This window comes from Nocardioides pacificus, from assembly GCF_054775955.1.
This window is the reverse complement of sequence record NZ_BAAHCI010000015.1, coordinates 739807-756027: the sequence shown is the minus strand read 5'-3', so window position 1 is coordinate 756027 and position 16221 is coordinate 739807. Positions and strand designations below refer to the sequence as shown.

General features: G+C 71.0%; 16 protein-coding genes. 2 read left to right on the top strand and 14 right to left on the bottom strand.

Translation table 11 applies throughout. The features are described 5' to 3' along the window. Nucleotides 1-51 precede the first annotated feature (51 nt). The 12 genes from ACYU7L_RS22075 to ACYU7L_RS22020 form a co-directional block, all read right to left on the bottom strand. Nucleotides 52-729 (bottom strand): L-ribulose-5-phosphate 4-epimerase, encoded by a 678-nt coding sequence (locus tag ACYU7L_RS22075; protein WP_460801119.1) that lies wholly within the window; start codon nucleotides 727-729, stop codon nucleotides 52-54. Then, entirely contained in the window at nucleotides 729-2417 is a 1689-nt protein-coding gene (araB, locus tag ACYU7L_RS22070; protein WP_460801116.1) for a ribulokinase, read from the bottom strand. Before araB ends, ACYU7L_RS22075 begins: the two co-directional genes overlap by 1 nt. Beyond that, nucleotides 2417-3433 carry a LacI family DNA-binding transcriptional regulator gene (locus tag ACYU7L_RS22065; protein WP_460801113.1) on the bottom strand — a complete coding sequence of 339 codons (1017 nt, stop codon included), beginning with the start codon at nucleotides 3431-3433 and terminating at the stop codon, nucleotides 2417-2419. Before ACYU7L_RS22065 ends, araB begins: the two co-directional genes overlap by 1 nt. A 47-nt stretch (nucleotides 3434-3480) precedes the next feature. Further along, nucleotides 3481-4521, bottom strand: a complete 1041-nt coding sequence (gene yjfF, locus ACYU7L_RS22060; RefSeq protein WP_460801110.1) for a galactofuranose ABC transporter, permease protein YjfF — start codon at nucleotides 4519-4521, stop codon at nucleotides 3481-3483. Further along, complete coding sequence (locus tag ACYU7L_RS22055) at nucleotides 4518-5594, bottom strand: ABC transporter permease (RefSeq protein ID WP_460801108.1); 1077 nt, start codon at nucleotides 5592-5594, stop codon at nucleotides 4518-4520. The genes yjfF and ACYU7L_RS22055 overlap by 4 nt, the downstream gene beginning before the upstream one ends. After that, entirely contained in the window at nucleotides 5587-7272 is a 1686-nt protein-coding gene (locus ACYU7L_RS22050; protein WP_460801105.1) for a sugar ABC transporter ATP-binding protein, read from the bottom strand. Before ACYU7L_RS22050 ends, ACYU7L_RS22055 begins: the two co-directional genes overlap by 8 nt. Before the next feature lie 78 nt (nucleotides 7273-7350). After that, nucleotides 7351-8328: an ABC transporter substrate-binding protein gene (locus ACYU7L_RS22045; RefSeq protein WP_460801102.1), complete on the bottom strand. Its 978-nt coding sequence runs from the start codon at nucleotides 8326-8328 to the stop codon at nucleotides 7351-7353. Between the two features lie 321 nt (nucleotides 8329-8649). Beyond that, nucleotides 8650-9234, bottom strand: a complete 585-nt coding sequence (locus ACYU7L_RS22040; RefSeq protein WP_460801100.1) for a NifU family protein — start codon at nucleotides 9232-9234, stop codon at nucleotides 8650-8652. Then, entirely contained in the window at nucleotides 9231-11114 is a 1884-nt protein-coding gene (gene feoB / locus ACYU7L_RS22035) for a ferrous iron transporter B (RefSeq protein ID WP_460801740.1), read from the bottom strand. The genes ACYU7L_RS22040 and feoB overlap by 4 nt, the downstream gene beginning before the upstream one ends. A gap of 83 nt (nucleotides 11115-11197) precedes the next feature. Beyond that, a complete protein-coding gene (locus tag ACYU7L_RS22030) occupies nucleotides 11198-11497 on the bottom strand; it encodes a FeoA family protein (RefSeq protein WP_460801098.1) in 300 nt (99 codons plus the stop codon). 69 nt (nucleotides 11498-11566) lie between these two features. Beyond that, nucleotides 11567-12385, bottom strand: a complete 819-nt coding sequence (locus ACYU7L_RS22025; RefSeq protein WP_460801096.1) for an SDR family NAD(P)-dependent oxidoreductase — start codon at nucleotides 12383-12385, stop codon at nucleotides 11567-11569. 5 nt (nucleotides 12386-12390) lie between these two features. After that, a complete protein-coding gene (locus tag ACYU7L_RS22020) occupies nucleotides 12391-13332 on the bottom strand; it encodes a pirin family protein (protein ID WP_460801093.1) in 942 nt (313 codons plus the stop codon). Between the two features lie 93 nt (nucleotides 13333-13425). Here ACYU7L_RS22020 and ACYU7L_RS22015 point away from each other — a divergent pair, with 93 nt between their 5' ends. Further along, nucleotides 13426-14334 carry a PfkB family carbohydrate kinase gene (locus tag ACYU7L_RS22015; RefSeq protein ID WP_460801091.1) on the top strand — a complete coding sequence of 303 codons (909 nt, stop codon included), beginning with the start codon at nucleotides 13426-13428 and terminating at the stop codon, nucleotides 14332-14334. On the opposite strand, the gene ACYU7L_RS22010 is transcribed toward ACYU7L_RS22015, so the two are convergent. After that, complete coding sequence (locus ACYU7L_RS22010; protein WP_460801089.1) at nucleotides 14311-14964, bottom strand: nucleoside/nucleotide kinase family protein; 654 nt, start codon at nucleotides 14962-14964, stop codon at nucleotides 14311-14313. The two genes, ACYU7L_RS22015 and ACYU7L_RS22010, sit on opposite strands and share 24 nt — an antisense overlap. 58 nt (nucleotides 14965-15022) lie before the next feature. Between ACYU7L_RS22010 and ACYU7L_RS22005 the strand changes: the two genes are divergently transcribed. Then, complete coding sequence (locus tag ACYU7L_RS22005) at nucleotides 15023-15391, top strand: ankyrin repeat domain-containing protein (RefSeq protein WP_460801087.1); 369 nt, start codon at nucleotides 15023-15025, stop codon at nucleotides 15389-15391. Between the two features lie 129 nt (nucleotides 15392-15520). On the opposite strand, the gene ACYU7L_RS22000 is transcribed toward ACYU7L_RS22005, so the two are convergent. Beyond that, a complete protein-coding gene (locus ACYU7L_RS22000) occupies nucleotides 15521-16006 on the bottom strand; it encodes a hypothetical protein (RefSeq protein ID WP_460801085.1) in 486 nt (161 codons plus the stop codon). Nucleotides 16007-16221 lie beyond the last annotated feature (215 nt).

Below are 16221 nucleotides of genomic sequence, written 5' to 3'. Positions count from 1 at the left end.
GGGCCGGTGGTGTGAGTGCGGTGCGGCGGGTCACGCCGAGGACGGTGGTCTCTAGTGCTGGCCGTAGACGTTCTGGTAGCGATCGAAGAGGTGGTCGATGCGGGACTGCTCGATCGGCACCGGCTGACCGAGCTGGCGCGCGATGTGGACCGTGCGCGCGACGTCCTCGCACATCACCGCCGCCTTGACCGCGGCCTTCGCGGTCACCCCGATGGTGAAGACCCCGTGGTTCTGCATCAGCACCGCGGGCGAGCGGCTGCCGGCCAGCGTCTCGACGATGCCGCGCCCGATCGAGTCGTCCCCGATGATCGCGAACGGCCCGACCGGGATCTCCCCGCCGAACTCGTCGGCCACCATGGTGAGCACGCACGGGATCGGCTCGGCCCGCGCCGCCCAGGCCGTGGCGTACGTCGAGTGGGTGTGCACCACTCCCCCGACCTCGGGCAGGTGCCGGTAGACATAGGCCTGCGCGTCGGTGTCCGAGGACGGCGCGTGGTCGCCCTCCACCACCCGCCCGTGCAGGTCGCAGACGACCATGTTCTCCGGCGTCAGCTCGTCGTAGGCGACACCGCTGGGCTTGATCACCAGCAGGTCCTGGCCCGGCACCCGGGCCGAGACGTTGCCCGCGGTCCACACCACGAGCTCGTAGCGGGTCAGCTGGGCGTGCAGGGCACACACCTCGCGGCGCAGCTCGGCGATGGTCTGCTGGACGTCGGCGACGACGGTCATCACACGGTCCCTTCCTGCTCGGAGGAGAGCCGCCGCTCGACGGCGGCTCGACGGATGGAGCGCAGCCGGCGCATCAGCTTGTCGCCGCGACCGAAGTGGTCGTGCAGGGCGCGATACTCGGCGTACAGCGCGTCGTACGCCGCTGCCCGGGACTCGTCGGGCACGAACGCGGCGCGCTGCACCTTGCCCATGCTCTTCGCGGCCAGCGCGACGTCGGCGTAGGCGCCCGCCGCCACGGCCGCGTGGATGGCCGAGCCGAGGGCCGGGCCTTGGGCCGAGCCGATCACGGACAGCGGGAGCCGGGTCACGTCGGCGTAGATCTGCATCAGCAGATGGTTCTTGGCCAGCCCCCCGGCGACGACGAACTCCTCGACCGGCACCCCGGACTCCTGGAAGGTCTCCACGATCACCCGGGTGCCGAACGCGGTCGCCTCGAGCAGCGCGCGGTAGACGTCCTCGGGACGGGTCGCCAGCGTCTGTCCCACGACCAGCCCGGAGAGCTCGTGGTCGACCAGCACCGAGCGGTTGCCGCTGTGCCAGTCGAGCGCGACCAGGCCGTGCTCGCCGATCTCCTGCTCGGCCGCGAGTCGAGTGAGCAGCTCGTGCAGGGACTCACCGCGGGCCTCGGCCTCGGCGGCGTACGACGCGGGCACCGACGTCTGGGTGAACCAGCCGAAGATGTCGCCCACGCCGCTCTGGCCGGCCTCGTAGCCCCAGCTCCCGGACACGATGCCGCCGTCGACGACGCCGCACATGCCCGGCACCTCGCGCAGCACGTCGGAGCTCATCACGTGACACGTGGAGGTGCCCATGATCGCGACCATCTGCCCGGGAGCGACGGCCTGGGCGGCCGGCGCGGTGACGTGGGCGTCCACGTTGCCGACCGCGACCGCGATGCCCTCGGGCAACCCGGTCCAGGCGGCCGCCTCCGCGGTGAGGCCGCCGGCGCGCGCCCCCAGCTCGCCGATGGGCTGGTCGAGCTTGTCCTCCACGAAGGTCTCGAAGCCGGGGGCAAGGGCAGCCAGGTAGTCCGGCGACGGGTACTCCCCGTCCTGGCGGATCCCCTTGTAGCCGGCGGTGCAGGCGTTGCGCACGTAGGTCCCGCAGAGCTGCCACACGATCCAGTCCGCGGCCTCGACCCAGCGGTCCATCCGGTCGTAGGTCTCGCGGTCCTCCTCGAAGACCTGCAGCCCCTTGGCGAACTCCCACTCCGACGAGATCAGGCCGCCGTAGCGCGGCAGCCAGACCTCGCCTCGGTCCCGGGCGAGCTGGTTGATCCGGTCGGCCTGGGGCTGGGCGGCGTGGTGCTTCCAGAGCTTGACGTAGGCGTGCGGACGCTGCGCCAGCTCGGGGACCTCGCACAGCGGCGTGCCGTCGGCCAGCGTCGGCACCATCGTGCAGGCGGTGAAGTCGGTGGCGATGCCGATCACGTCGCGCGCGTCGATCCCGGCCGCCGCCACGGCCTGCGGCACCGCCGTACGCAGCACCTCGCGGTAGTCGTCGGGCACCTGCAGCGCCCAGTCGGGCGGGAGCCTGCGCTCCGATCCCGGCAGTCGCTGCTCGATGACGGCGTGTCGGTAGTCGTGGGTCGCGGTGCCGACCTCGGCTCCGTCGGAGACCCGGACCACCAGCGCACGTCCCGAGAGGGTGCCGAAGTCGACACCGACGACGTACTGAGCCTGTTCCATCAGGGCTTCCTCTCACGCAGGGGGGCCGTGCTGGCACGGACGACCAGCTCGGGGTCGATCAGTTGGTGCAGCCGCTGCTCGCCCGCCGGCTCTCCGCTGATGCCGTCGGTGATGGCGGAGCCGAGCACCTCGATGGCGCGGCGACCCACCGCGGCGAAGTCCTGGCGCACGGTGGTGAGCGGCGGGACGAGGTAGGGCGACTCCGGCAGGTCGTCGAACCCGACGACGCTGACGTCGCCCGGGACGTCGACCCCTGCCTCGTGGAGCGCCAGCAACAGACCGATGGCCATGTGGTCGTTGGCCACGAAGACCCCCGTCACCTCCGACCGCTCGGCGAGCCGGACCCCGGCCCGGTAGCCGCTCTCGGCCGTCCAGTCCCCGGAGTAGGGCCGCGTGGGCCGCAGCCCGGCGCGAAACATCTCGTCGCGGTAGCCGCGCAGCCGGGCCTTGCCCTCGGTCCAGTCCTGGGGACCCGCGAGGTGCACGATCTCGCGGTGCCCGAGCTCGATCAGATGGCGGGTCGCGAGCTCGGCGCCCTTCACCTGGTCGACGCCGACGGTGCGCCGGGCCTGGGCGAGGTCGCCCTCCACCACGACCAGCGGGAAGTCGCCGATCTCCTGGGCGCGGGCGACCTCCAGGGCCTCGTCCTGCGCGGCGATCAGGATGATCCCCTCGACGGGCTGGGCCCGCAGGTGGGCCACCGCACTGGCGAAGTCGTCGCGGGTGACGCTCTGCAGGTTGACCGAGCTGACGAAGAACCCTGCCTCCCGGGCCGCCGCCTGCACCGAGCGGTGCACGCTGGCCGGGCCCCAGAAGCCGCTCTTGGTCCCGATCACCCCGATCGTCCCGGACCGTCGGGTGACCAGCGCCCGGGCCAGGGTGTTCGGGCGGTAGCCGAGCTGCCGGATCGCCTGCTCGACGCGCTCGCGGGTGGCCGGTCGCAGGTTGCTCTGGCCGTTGACCACGCGGGAGACCGTCTGGTGCGACACGCCGGCCAGGCGAGCCACGTCGGCCATGACCGGGACCCTGGTGGGCTCGCGCCCCCGGCCTCGGCCGTCGGCGATCACGGTTCCCGCCGTGTCAGCACCCGCTGCATGATCACGAAGGTCAGGAGGAGCGCGCCGATGGTGATCTTGGTCCACCAGGAGCTCAGCGTGCCGTCGAAGGAGATGAAGGTCTGGATCGTGCCGAGGACGAGCACCCCGAGCACCGATCCGATCACGAACCCGCGACCGCCGGTGAGCAGCGTCCCGCCGATCACGACCGCGGCGATCGCGTCCAGCTCCATGCCCATCGCGTGCAGGCTGTAGCCGGAGAGCATGTAGAAGGAGAAGAGCAGACCCGCCAGCGCGGAGCAGAAGCCGCTGATGGCATAGACGCCGACCTTGACCCGGGCGACGCCCAGACCCATCAGCATCGCGGAGTTCTCGTTGCCGCCGACGGAGTAGACGGTGCGCCCGAAGCGGGTCAGGTGCAGGACCCAGGCTCCGATGGCCACGACGACCAACGAGATGATGACCGGCGCGGTGATGTAGTAGTCGCCGATCGACAGCGAGTAGGTCGCGATCTCCCGGAAGGTGTCGTCGCGGATCGCGATCGACTCGACGCTGATGAGGTAGCACAGGCCCCTGGCGAGGAACATCCCCGCCAGCGTCGCGATGAACGGCTGGATGTCGAAGTAGTGGATGATCAGCCCCATCAGCAGGCCGAGCACGGTGCCGGTGAGCAGCACGGCCGCGATCGCGAGCATCGGCGGCCAGCCGGCCTCCAGCGTCGAGGCCGCGATCATCGTGGACAGCGCCACCACCGAGCCGACGCTCAGGTCGATGCCGCCGGTGAGGATGACGAAGGTCATCCCGACGGCGAGCACGATCAGGAACGCGTTGTCGATGAAGAGGTTGATGACGACCTGCGGCGACGAGAACCCTTCGTAGCGGGCCGCCCCGCTGCTGAAGAGCCCGATGAGCAGGGCCAGGGTCGCCAGCACCGGGTAGTAGCGCGGGTTCGGGGTGTAGCGCTTGACGCGATCCCAGGTGGAGCGTGGGCCCGGGGTGGGGCCGGTGGACCGCGGGGTGGTGCTGGCGGGGGCCGTGGTGGTGCTCATGCCTGGCCTGCCTTTGCGAGAGTGGGGGTGCTGGGCTGCTCGGGATCTGGCTGCTGAGGGTCGGGTCGCTGGGGACGGCCGGGGCGGCTGAAGCTCAGCGACGCGCGAGCCTTGGGCGACTGCAGCAGGCACACGGCGATGACCACGACGGCCTTGAACACGTAGTTGGTCTCGACCGGGATGCCGATCGTGGTGATGGTGGTCGCCAGGGTCTGGATGAAGACCGCCCCGATGAAGGTGCCGGCCAGGGAGAAGCGTCCGCCCGCGAGCGACGTACCTCCGATGACGACCGCCAAGATCGCGTCGAGCTCGATCCACAGGCCCGCGTTGTTGGCGTCGGCCGCACTCGTGTTGGCCGCGATCATCAGGCCGGCCAGACCGGCGCAGAACCCCGCGAACACATAGACGGTCCAGATGATCGTGCGGGAGCGCACCCCCGCCAGTCGGCTCGCGCCGGGATTGATCCCGACCGCCTCGATCAGCAGGCCGAGCGCCGTGTAGCGGGTGAGCACCGCGACGATCGCGAAGATCGCCAGTGCCACCAGGATCGCGACGGGGAGGGTGGCGACGAAGCCGGTGCCCAGCTTCTTGAAGGTCGGGTTGTTCACCGTGGTGATCTGGCCGTCGGTGATCAGCATCGCCAGACCGCGACCGGCGGTCATCAGCACCAGCGTCGCGATGATCGGCTGGATGCCCAGCACACTGACCAGGAAGCCGTTCCACAGGCCGAGGAGGATCGCCACCCCCAGCGCCATCGAGATGGCGACGAGCGCGGTGGCGGCGGCGCTCTCCTGGTCGGAGCCGGCGATGTAGACGCACGACACCGCGCCGGCGATGGCCGCGGTCGCACCGACAGAGAGGTCGATGCCCCGGGTGGCGATGACCAGGGTCATGCCGAGAGCCACCAGGAGCACGGGAGCCGCGTTGCGCGAGATGTCGATGATGCTGCCGTAGAGGTGGCCGTCCTGCAGTCGGATCTCCAGGAACGACGGGGTCGCCACGATGTTGATGAACAGGAGGAGCGCCAACGCGAAGAGCGGCCAGAACAGTCGGTGGCCGATGATCCTAGACATGGGACGACTCCTCGGTGGGGTCGGCGGTGGGCTCTGGGGCGGGGTCTGTGGCGGGGTCTGTGGCGGACGGGGCCCTGGCCTCCGCCGCAATGATCTGCAGCAGGTCGCTGACGGTCGTGCCGTCGTTGGGCTGGTCGGCGATCTTGCGGTGCTCGCGCATCACGACCAGGCGGTCGCTCAACCGGATCACCTCCTCGAGCTCGGCGGAGATGAAGACCACCGACATGCCCTTGCCGGCGAGCTCGGCGACCAGCTGCTGGATCTGGGTCTTGGCGCCGATGTCGATGCCGCGAGTGGGCTCGTCGAGGATCAGCAGGTCGGGCTGGGTGACCAGCCAGCGGGCGAGCAGCACCTTCTGCTGGTTGCCGCCGCTGAGGTTGCCCATCCGGGCGTTCGGGTCGGTGGGTCTGATGTCCAGGGCCTTGATGTACTCCTGCACCAGCTTGTCGCGGGTGCGCCGCGGCACGGGCCGCACCCAGCCACGGGAGGCCTGCAGCGCGAGGATGATGTTGTCGGCGACCGAGAGGTCGGCGATCACGCCCTCCGCGCCGCGGTTCTCGCTCGAGAACGCGATCTTGCGGTCGATGGCGTGCCGTGGGCTGCGCAGCCGCCGCTTGGTGGAGCGGATCTCGATCGAGCCGGTGTCGGCGGTGTCGGCACCGAAGAGCAGGCGAGCGAGCTCGGTGCGCCCGGAGCCGAGCAGGCCGGCGACGCCGACCACCTCGCCCTCGAAGACGGTGAGGTCCATGGCGTGCAGCGAGCCCTTGCGGCTCAGTCCGAGAGCCTTGAGCACCGGCTTGCGGGGGGTGTCGCTCGCGCCGTGGCCCGCCTCCTTGTCGAGCTGCTCGAGGACCTCGAGGTCGCGGCCGATCATCAGCTGCACCAGCTCGAGCTGGGTGATCTCGGCGGTCAGACGCTCCCCCACCAGACGGCCGTTGCGCAGGATCGTCATCCGGTCGCTGATCTCGAAGACCTGGTCGAGGAAGTGGGAGACGAAGACGATGGCCACGCCGTGCTCGCGCAGGGTGCGCATCACCTCGAACAGCTTCTCGACCTCGTCGGCGTCCAGGCTGGAGGTGGGCTCGTCGAGGATCAGCACGCGGGCGTCGATGTCGACGGCGCGGGCGATCGCGACGAGCTGCTGCACCGCGATGGGGTGGTCCCCCAGCTGCGAGCGGGGGTCGATGTCGAGGCCCAGCCGGTCCAGCGTGTGCTGCGCACGACGGCACATGGCGCGACTGTCGATCGTGCCGAAGCGGCGCGGCTCTCGCCCCAGCAGCATGTTCTCGGCGACGGTCAGGTTCGCACAGAGGTTGACCTCCTGGTAGACCGTGCTGATGCCGGCCTCCTGCGCCTCGGCCGGGCTGCGGAACCGGGCCTCGGCCCCGGCGACGAGCACGACGCCCTCGTCGATGCCGTAGACACCGGTGAGGGCCTTGATCAGCGTCGACTTGCCGGCGCCGTTCTCCCCCATGAAGGCGTGCACCTCGCCCGGGAGGAGACGCACGCTGACGTCGTCGAGCGCGCGCACGCCTCCGAACGCGACCGAGATGTTGCGCATCTCGATCAGAGGGCTTCCCGGCGCGGCCTCTCCATTCGGAGCTTTCTGGTTGGACTCCGGCAGGGCGGTCACCGCCCGCGGCTTCGCGGCCATCTGGGTCATCTGCTTCCTCGTCATGGGTCTCTCCGCTGAGGGCCGACGGTGGCGGGGGGTGTTGGGTAGCCCCCCGCCACCGAAGGGGTCAGGTCAGCACGATCAGTACTGACGCTCCGGCAGAGCCTCGGTGGCCTGCTCCTGGGTGAAGGTGGTCTCCTCGGTGACCACGCGCTCCGGCACGTCCTCGCCGTCGAGGATCTTCTTCGCCAGATCCATCAGCTGCGGCCCGAGCAGCGGGTTGCACTCGACGATGAAGCTGATCTTGCCCTCGGAGAGGGCGGTCATCCCGTCCTTGACGGCGTCGACGGTGATGATCTTGATGTCCTCACCGGGGACCAGACCGGCCGCCTCGATGGCCTCGATGGCGCCCAGGCCCATGTCGTCGTTGTGGGCGTAGACGACGTCGATGCCCTTCTCCGACTTGAGGAACGCCTCCATGACCTTCTTGCCGCCGTCACGGGTGAAGTCGCCCGTCTGCGAGGCGACGATGCTGATCGAGTCGCCCTCGGCGATCTTCGTCTCGAAGCCCTCCTTGCGGTCGATGGCGGGAGCGGCGCCCGTGGTGCCCTGGAGCTCGACCACGTCGATGTCGCCGTCGCCGTCGCCGTCGGCCTCGCCGGCGTTCTCGACCAGCCACTCGCCGGCCTTCTCGCCCTCGAGGACGAAGTCGGAGCCCAGGAACGTCTCATAGAGAGAGGTGTCCTCGGAGTCGACCGCACGGTCGGTGAGGATCACCGGGATCTTCGCCCGCTGCGCCTCGAGGAGGACGGTGTCCCAGCCGGTCTCGACGACCGGGCTGAAGGCGATCACGTCGACCTTCTGCTGGATGTAGGAGCGGATCGCCTTGATCTGGTTCTCCTGCTTCTGCTGAGCATCGGAGAACTTCAGCTCGATGCCCTCGGCCTCCGCCGACTCCTGGATCGACTTCGTGTTGGCGGTGCGCCAGCCACTCTCGGCGCCCACCTGCGCGAAGCCCATCGTGATCTTGCCGTCATCGCTTGCGGAGTCGTCGTCGCCTCCGCACGCGGTGAGCGTGCCCATTGCGATCGCGAGAGTCGCGACCAAGATCTTCTTCACCACTGTCTCCTTCGGTTCCGGGCTCGGGACCCGTTGTGACCGGTGTCACCGGTATCTCGAGTGTGAGCGTTAACATTGGGGTCGTCAAGGGCCCTTGAGACCCCGATCCGCCGCGCAGTTGCACCACGCGCAGCGAATGTGAGCGTTCACTCAGGCAAGGCCACGGAGACTGCGGATCCCAGGCCCTTTCGGCCCCGACTGGTCTAGCCCGCCAGTCGGCACAAGCGCACGCCGTGCGACGCCCGAGTCGGCGAAAGCGCACGCCGTACACCTGTGCACTCGCGCCGACTCGACGGATCTGACGTGCGCGTCAGCGCCGACTCAGCGGAACGGGCGGGCGCGCGGCGACGGGGCGGGATGTACGGCGACCAGGTCCGGCAGGCGCTTGCGCAGCGCGGTCTCCAGCCGGTCGCGCAGCGTCCACGCCATGGCCGGGCACCCGGCGCAGGCACCACCCAGCTCCAGCACCAGCACGCCACCCTCCACGCCGGCCTCCACGTCGGCCCCCACATCGGCGACGTCGACGAGCCCTCCGTGCGAGCGCACGTAGTCGCCTGCCGGGCCGGCGAGCACGTCGGCGGCCACCCGCCTCATGATCTCGTCGGGAGCCGGCTCGACCTCCCAGTCGGTGGGAGCCTCGAGGGCCTCGTGCAGCGCACTGCGGACTGCGGCTCCCCACGCTCCCCAGCTCAGGTCGGCGCGCAGCCAGAGCCACAGGCCGGCGTGCTCGACCAGTCCGGCCGTGATCGTGGCATCCGCCAGCAGCGACCCGAGCCGTCCGGGCGCGCGCACCAGACGTCCCGTCGGCAGCACACCACCGGGCATCACCCAGCGCAGCGCCCGGGGCTCCCCCGCCACCGACTCGGGATGGACGGGCACGAGGACCGGACGCGGTGCCCCGATCACCAGAGCACCCGGACGACCGAGCCCGCGACGTACGCCGCCACCCAGGCCAGCACGAACATGTAGCCGAACGCGATGGCCGGCCATCGCCACGAGCCCGTCTCGCGGCGCATGATCCCGACCGTGGAGATGCACTGGAGCGCATAGAGGAAGAAGGCCAGCAGCGCCGCGATCGTCGGGGCGTCGAACAGCACCCGCCCGGCGTCCGGCCCGTCCTCGACCCTCATCGCGGCGAGCGCCTGCGCCGGGTCCTCGGGGTCCTCGGCCGCCGCGATCTGGCCCAGGGTCGCCACGAAGACCTCGCGCGCGGCAAGCGACGAGACGATGCCGATGTCGATGCGCCAGTCGAAGCCCAGCGGCGCGAAGACCGGCTCCACGGCCCGGCCGAGCGTGGCGGCGGCCGAGTGCTCGAGGACGTACGACGAGGTGGCCGCGTCGTCGCGGGTGTCGACGCCGGCCCGCTCCATCTCGGCCGTGCTCTGCAGCGGCAGGTTGAGCAGGCCCCACAGCACGATCGTGGCGACCAGGATGATCGTGGTGACCTTGCGCAGGAAGGCCGCCGCGGCCGTCCAGACGTCGAGCGCGACACTCCGCAAGCGCGGGACCTGGTAGGGCGGGATCTCCATGTAGAACGGCAGCAGCGGACCGCTCCGACCGGTCACCTGCTTGAACACCCAGGCGACGGTCATCGCGGACACGGCACCGAGCAGGTAGAGCGCGAACATCGTCACGCCCTGGGCCCCGAACGGGCCGATCCGGTCGTCGGCGTCGAAGAGCATGCCGACCAGCAGGACATAGACGGGCAGGCGCGCGGAGCAGGTCACCAGTGGCGCGGCCATCATCGTCGCCAGCCGGTCCCTGGCCGACGGCAGCGACCGGGTGGCCATGATCCCCGGGATCGCGCAGGCCACCGATGACAGCAGGGCCACGAAGGCCCGCCCCTCGAGCCCGGCCCGGCCCATCACCCGGTCCATCAGGAACGCCGCGCGGGCCATGTAGCCCGTGCCCTCCAGCAGCGCGATCAGCACGAAGAGCAGCATGATCTGAGGCAGGAAGACCAGCACCCCACCGACTCCCCCGATGACCGCCTCGGAGAGGAAGCCGGCGAGCCAGGGCACCTCCACCCGGTCCGCGACGACGCCGCCGAGCCAGCCGAAGAGGCTCTCGACGTAGCCCTGCAGGGGTGCGGCGACGGTGAAGATCGTCTGGAAGAACGCGAACATCGTGGCCAGGAAGACGAGCGTCCCCGCGATCGGGTGGAGCAGCACGGCGTCGGCGCGCCGAGTCCGCACGTCGACCTCGGGCACGCCGTACTCGCAGGCGCCGAGCACGGACTCGACCCAGCCGACGACCTCGGCGGGCTCGGTCGGGGGTGGCACGACGGGCGCGGGCCAGGTCGACGACTCGGCCAGGGCTCCCCGCAACGCCTGCACGCCGTCGCGTCGACCCGCCACGACGGGGACCACGCGCAGCCCCAGGGCGCGGCTCAGCGCGGCGACGTCGAGACGGCCCTGGCGCCGGGCGAGGTCGTCGGTGAAGGTCAGCACGACGCAGATCGGCAGGCCCGCGTGCTGCACCTGGGCGAGCAGGCCGAGCGAGCGCCGCAGCGTGGTGGCGGCGAGCACGACGAGCAGGCCGGCGGGCGTCTCTGCGCCCGGCTCCTCGTGGTCGGGGTCCAGGACGCGGACCACGATCTCCTCGTCGGGACTGATCGGGTCGAGGCTGTAGGTCCCGGGCAGGTCCTCGAGGACGACCTCGTCCGCCCCGGCCCGCGTGAGGGCCTCGAAGCGAGACACCGTCACGCCGGGGTAGTTGCCGGTCTTGGCGTGCATCCCCGTCAGGGCGTTGAACAGCGTGGTCTTGCCCGAGTTCGGGCTCCCCACCAGGGCGAAGCGGGGCAGGTCCGCCTCACGCGCACCGAGCGTCCCCTCGACGACGCAGTGTCCGGCGAGACGTCGCTGGCCGATCACGACACCGACACGACGTGGATGCGGCGTGACTCGGTGCGTCGCAGCGCGATCTCATAGTCGGCCACCCGATAGATGACGGGGTCGCGCAGCGGCGCCCGCCGCACCATGACGACCTCGGTTCCCGGGACGATGCCCAGGTCGAAGAGCCGCCGCGCGATGGTGGCGTCGATCGTGACGTCATAGCCGACGACCCGTGCGCGCCCGCCCGGCTCGAGATCAGCCAGGGAGGAGGGGTGGTGCGGGTCCGGGGCGTGGGCGAGCCGGCGCTGGCGCATCCGGTCGGAGAGGGTGGACACGCTGGCGATGCTAAGGCTTACCTACTACGCCTCGTAGTGGCTAAAGTCCCGCCCGGGAGCGGGCCGCGCTCAGGGGGTGACCGAGGTCTCCGGGGCGGCGACCCGCTTGCTGATCTGCCGCTGCACGAACCGGATCGCCGGACGCGGCGCGATCTTGATCGCGATGCTCATCAGCCGGGCGTCCGGGCCGACGTAGATGTGCAGCTTGTCCTTCTCGATCCCCGCGATCATGATCCGGGCCGCCTTGTCCGCCGGGGTCATCGGGACGCTGGCGCCCTCCTGCGCAGCCACGGCCTCCACGCCCGAGTTCGTGGTGATCGCCGTGTTGACCGCACCGGGGAAGATCACCGAGACCTTGACCTGGGTGTCGAGGAGCTCGGCGTAGAGCCCCTCGGTCAGGAGCCGGACCGCGGCCTTGCTCGCGCCGTACATCGTCTGGCCGGGGAACGGGAAGAACCCGCCCATGCTCGAGACGTTGGCCAGGTGGGCCTCCGGACGGGCCTGCAGCAGCGGCAGGAACGCGCGGACCATGTGGATGGTGCCCATCAGGTTGACGTCGAGCACCCGCTCGATCGCCGCGTCGTCCAGGTCCGCGACCGGGACGAACGGCTGGATGATGCCGGCGTTGTTGATCAGGCCGTCCACGACCCCGTGAGCCGCCACCACCTCCGCGGGCAACGCGGCGACGGCCGCGCGGTCGGCGATGTTCACGACGTGGCTCGAGAGTCGGTCACCGGCTGCGGCCAGGGACGCCGTCTCCTGCAGTGCCGTCGCGTTGAGGTCGACCGCCGCGACCCGAGCACCGCGCCCCAGCAGCGCGAGCGCGAGCTCGCGGCCCATCCCGCTCCCCGCGCCCGTGACGACCCAGACCTTGTTGGAGACCCTCATCGCGACTACCCCTCGCTCTTCATCCACCACGGTGCCGCCGCGGGGATCCGCGGCAGCGACGACGTCACCCGGCCGAACCGGTCGTCCTCGGCGGCCCAGGACGCGTAGGCCAACTCGATCTCCTCACGCGAGCGCGCCACGAAGTTCCACCACATCACGATCGGCTCGGGGAACGGCTCTCCACCGAGCAGTACGATGCGCGTCGGCTCGCGCACGTCCAGGGAGAGCTCGGCGCGGTCCTCACCCAGGTAGCCGAGCTTGCCCGGCACCAGCGGCTGGCCGTTGACGGCGACGGCGCCGTCCATCACCACGAGGGCGTACTCCCAGTCCGGACGCAGCGGCACGCTCGTCGGGCCGTGCAGCGTCAGGTCGGCGCCCACCAGCGGCGTGTCGTGACGCGCCGGGCTGCGCAGGTCGGCGAAGTCGCCGAGCAGCACGGTCGCCACTCCCCCGTCGATCTCGGCGCGGGGCAGGTCCTCATGGTGCTCGAAGCCACCCTCACCGGCGCGGGTGCCGTCGGGGAGCGCGACCCAGAGCTGGATGCCCTCGAGGGTCCCCCGGTAGTGCCCGGTCGCCTCCTCGGAGTGGGTGATGCCGTCACCGGACGTCATCAGGTTGAGCTGGCCGGGCTTGATCACCTGCTCGGAGCCGAGGCTGTCCTTGTGCAGGACCTCGCCGTCGGTGAGCCAGGTGACGGTCTGCAGCCCGATGTGCGGGTGCGGCCCCACGTCCAGGCCGCTGTTCTCCGTCACGTCCGCCGGCCCCATGTGGTCGGCGAAGCACCACGCCCCGACGGTACGGCGCCCGCGACGCGGCAGTGCTCGACGTACCCGCGTCTTGCCGACCTGGCTCTCGTGGCTCTCGCTGATCTCCATGCACGCGTGCTCGGGGTGGCTCGCCTCCGCGTGGTCGGAGGGGGCGTCGGTCTCGGTCACGGGTCCGCTCATGGCGCTCCTCACCTCGGCGAGCCCGGGCCGTCAGCGCGCGGGCCTCCTCCCCAGGGTCCCAGATCGGGGCAACGCATCGGGGAGGATTGACCCGTGACCTCTCAGCCCGTGGGCCTCTTCATCGGCCTCAACACCCTCGACGTGATCCAGCTGGTCGAGCGGCTGCCCGCGCCCGACGAGAAGGTCGTCGCCCTGGACGTCGGCGTCGCGGCGGGTGGACCGGCGACGAACGCGGCGGTGGCCTTCGCCGCGCTGGGCGGCCGGGCGACCCTGCTCACCCGGCTCGGCCACGACCCGGCGGGGGCTCTCGTGGCGGCCGACCTGGCCGCGCACGGCGTCGAGGTCGTCGACGCCGAGCCTGAGAGTGACGCCACCACCCCCACCCTCACCACCGTCGCGAGCATCCTCGTCACCCGGGCCAGCGCCGAGCGTGCGGTGATCTCGGCGGTCGACCGGGGGCGCTCCTCGGATCGGCCCGGAGCCGGGCGTCATCTCGACCTCCTGGCGCGGGTCCGGCCCGACGTCGTGCTCGTCGACTCCTACGAGACCGACCTGTCGATCCCGCTCACCGAGGCCGCGCGGGCGCAGTCGGTCCCGGTGGTCCTGGACTGCGGGGCCAAGAAGCCCTACACCGACCACCAGCTCCCCCACGTCTCGGTGGCGGTGGTCTCGGAGCGCTACCTGCCCGGCGGGCCGGCGGAGATCGTCGACCAGGTGCGGTCCCACGGGGTCCCCTACGGCGCGGTGACCGCCGGCTCCGGCGCGGTCACGCACTGGGCCCCGAGCTCGGACGTGGCGGCGCTGGCGGTCCCGGAGGTTCGGGCCGTCGACACCCTCGGGGCGGGGGACTTCTTCCACGGGGCGCTCGCCTACTACCTCGGGTGCGACGGGCTGAGCGATCAGGGCTTCGCGGACGCACTGCAGCGGGCCGCGAAGGTCGCGGCGCTGTCGGTGCAGTCGTTCGGCAGCCGCGCCTGGCTAGCCCAGCTGGGCGATCTCTGAGTCGATCCTGCTCGCGTCGGTCAGGAAATCGGCGCGCGTGCGTCCTCTCTCGATGAGTGCGGCGTTGGGTCTGTCGACCTGCTCGACCCAGACCCGGGCCTCCTCGGGCGAGCGCCCGCCGGCCACGTGGCGGGCGACCAGGCGCTCGCCGCGCAGGGACTCCGGGGCGTCGAGGTGCCACGCCACGTCGAGGAGCGCGCGCACCTGCGCCCAGCCCGGGGCGTCGTGCAGGAGGTAGTTGCCCTCGACCACCACCACGCGGGTCCCGGGCTCGACGCAGCGCCGCGCCGCCACCGGCTCGTGCAGCTCCCGGTCGTAGTCGGGGACAAAGATCGCCTCTGCGCCCGGCTCTCGGATGCGCCTCAGCAGGGACACCAGCCCGGCGACATCGAACGTCTCGGGCGACCCCTTGCGCTCGCGCAGGCCGAGCCGGTCGAGCTGGACGTTGGAGAGGTGGAAGCCGTCCATCGCGATCGTCTCGGTCGGGACCCCATCTGCCTGCAGCACCGCGCGGAACCGCGCCGCGACGTACGTCTTGCCGACGCCGGGCGGGCCGACGATCCCGAGTACGACGCGCGGCGCCGCGGCGGCCCTGCGCCGTACCTCCGCCAGCACCTCGGCAGCGCTCACCTTCCCACCTCTCGTCGCGCACCTCCCGGAGACGGCGCTCACCCGGCATTGTGTCCCCATGACTGCTGGAGACTGGAAGGACATGTTCCTCGCCGCCTGCGCGGGAGACGTCGACCTCGTGCGCCACCACCTGGAGAACGCGGTGGATCCCGACTGGGCGCACCCGGAGTTCCAGTCGACGGCGTTGGTTGCCAGCATCCTCGCCGGCCACCGCGACGTCGCCCATCTCCTGCTCGACCACGGCGCCGACCCCCTGCTCGTGTCGACGCTCGAGGGCCAGACGCCCGTCGAGGCCGCGCGGGAGGCGCGACTGGCCGACGTCGAGGAGCGTCTGGTGTCCCTGGGCGCCGTCGCCCCCGCGCCCGCCCCGCCGCATCCGCTCCGCGGCCGGACCTGGCTCCCCCGTCTCCGTGCCGCGCGGCGGTGACCTGTGGGGCATGAGGGGCCACTGGGACGAGACGTTTCACGAGTTAACTCGTGAAACCGTCACTTCCCACACGAAGGATCACGTCGGAAGTGACAGTTTCGTGCGGGAAGTACGGCGTGCGCGTGCGCCTCAGACGAGGCCGGCCCGGGCGAAGGCCTCCTTGACCCCACGGAAGGAGCCACCCACCTGCAGCTTGTAGGTGTCGGAGGCCGTCCTGATCGTGACCGTCTCCGCGGCAGCCTCGGTCGACCCGAGCTTGAACCTGACCTTGCGGACCTCAGTGCGGTCCACCGCGAAGTTGCCGGGCGACTCACCGAGGACCTCCTCAGGCGACATCGCCCGATAGGCCTCGGCAGCGGTCCACGGCACCCCTGCCTGCGCTCCCAGCTGCCCCAGGGCACCCTTGCCGATCTCGCGCGCGTGGTCCTTCGCGAGGTGGGCCAGCTCCCGGACCTTCTCCTTGGTGAGCTCGGCGAAGACGATCCGGCGGTCGGTGATCACCAAGGTGTAGCGCTGCTGCCTCACGCCCATGAAGCCAGCGACGCGAGTGAGACCACCGACGACCTCGACGACGCGCTCGCCACCGTCGGCGACCTGCGGAGAGACCTGTGACATGGCCTCTGCCCTCCTGTCACGTGTGCTTCCAGGCTAATCCTGGCGGGGCCGGCTGTCCCGGGATTCCGGGCGGAACCACACCGCCGAACGACGACTGCGCGCTGCTGCTGGCCACACACGACAGAGAGCTGGCCGCCGCCATCACCGACCACGCCCCACACCTACCCCCAAGCCCAGCCCAGTCGGCGCATCTTCACCCCCCAGTCGGCGCATCT

Coding starts and splice junctions, on each gene's coding strand:
- ACYU7L_RS22075 (WP_460801119.1), bottom strand. CDS start 729: ATGACCGTCGTCGCCGACGTCCAGCAGACCATCGCCGAGCTGCGCCGC.
- araB (WP_460801116.1), bottom strand. CDS start 2,417: ATGGAACAGGCTCAGTACGTCGTCGGTGTCGACTTCGGCACCCTCTCG.
- ACYU7L_RS22065 (WP_460801113.1), bottom strand. CDS start 3,433: ATGGCCGACGTGGCTCGCCTGGCCGGCGTGTCGCACCAGACGGTCTCC.
- yjfF (WP_460801110.1), bottom strand. CDS start 4,521: ATGAGCACCACCACGGCCCCCGCCAGCACCACCCCGCGGTCCACCGGC.
- ACYU7L_RS22055 (WP_460801108.1), bottom strand. CDS start 5,594: ATGTCTAGGATCATCGGCCACCGACTGTTCTGGCCGCTCTTCGCGTTG.
- ACYU7L_RS22050 (WP_460801105.1), bottom strand. CDS start 7,272: ATGACGAGGAAGCAGATGACCCAGATGGCCGCGAAGCCGCGGGCGGTG.
- ACYU7L_RS22025 (WP_460801096.1), bottom strand. CDS start 12,385: ATGAGGGTCTCCAACAAGGTCTGGGTCGTCACGGGCGCGGGGAGCGGG.
- ACYU7L_RS22020 (WP_460801093.1), bottom strand. CDS start 13,332: ATGAGCGGACCCGTGACCGAGACCGACGCCCCCTCCGACCACGCGGAG.
- ACYU7L_RS22005 (WP_460801087.1), top strand. CDS start 15,023: ATGACTGCTGGAGACTGGAAGGACATGTTCCTCGCCGCCTGCGCGGGA.
- ACYU7L_RS22000 (WP_460801085.1), bottom strand. CDS start 16,006: ATGTCACAGGTCTCTCCGCAGGTCGCCGACGGTGGCGAGCGCGTCGTC.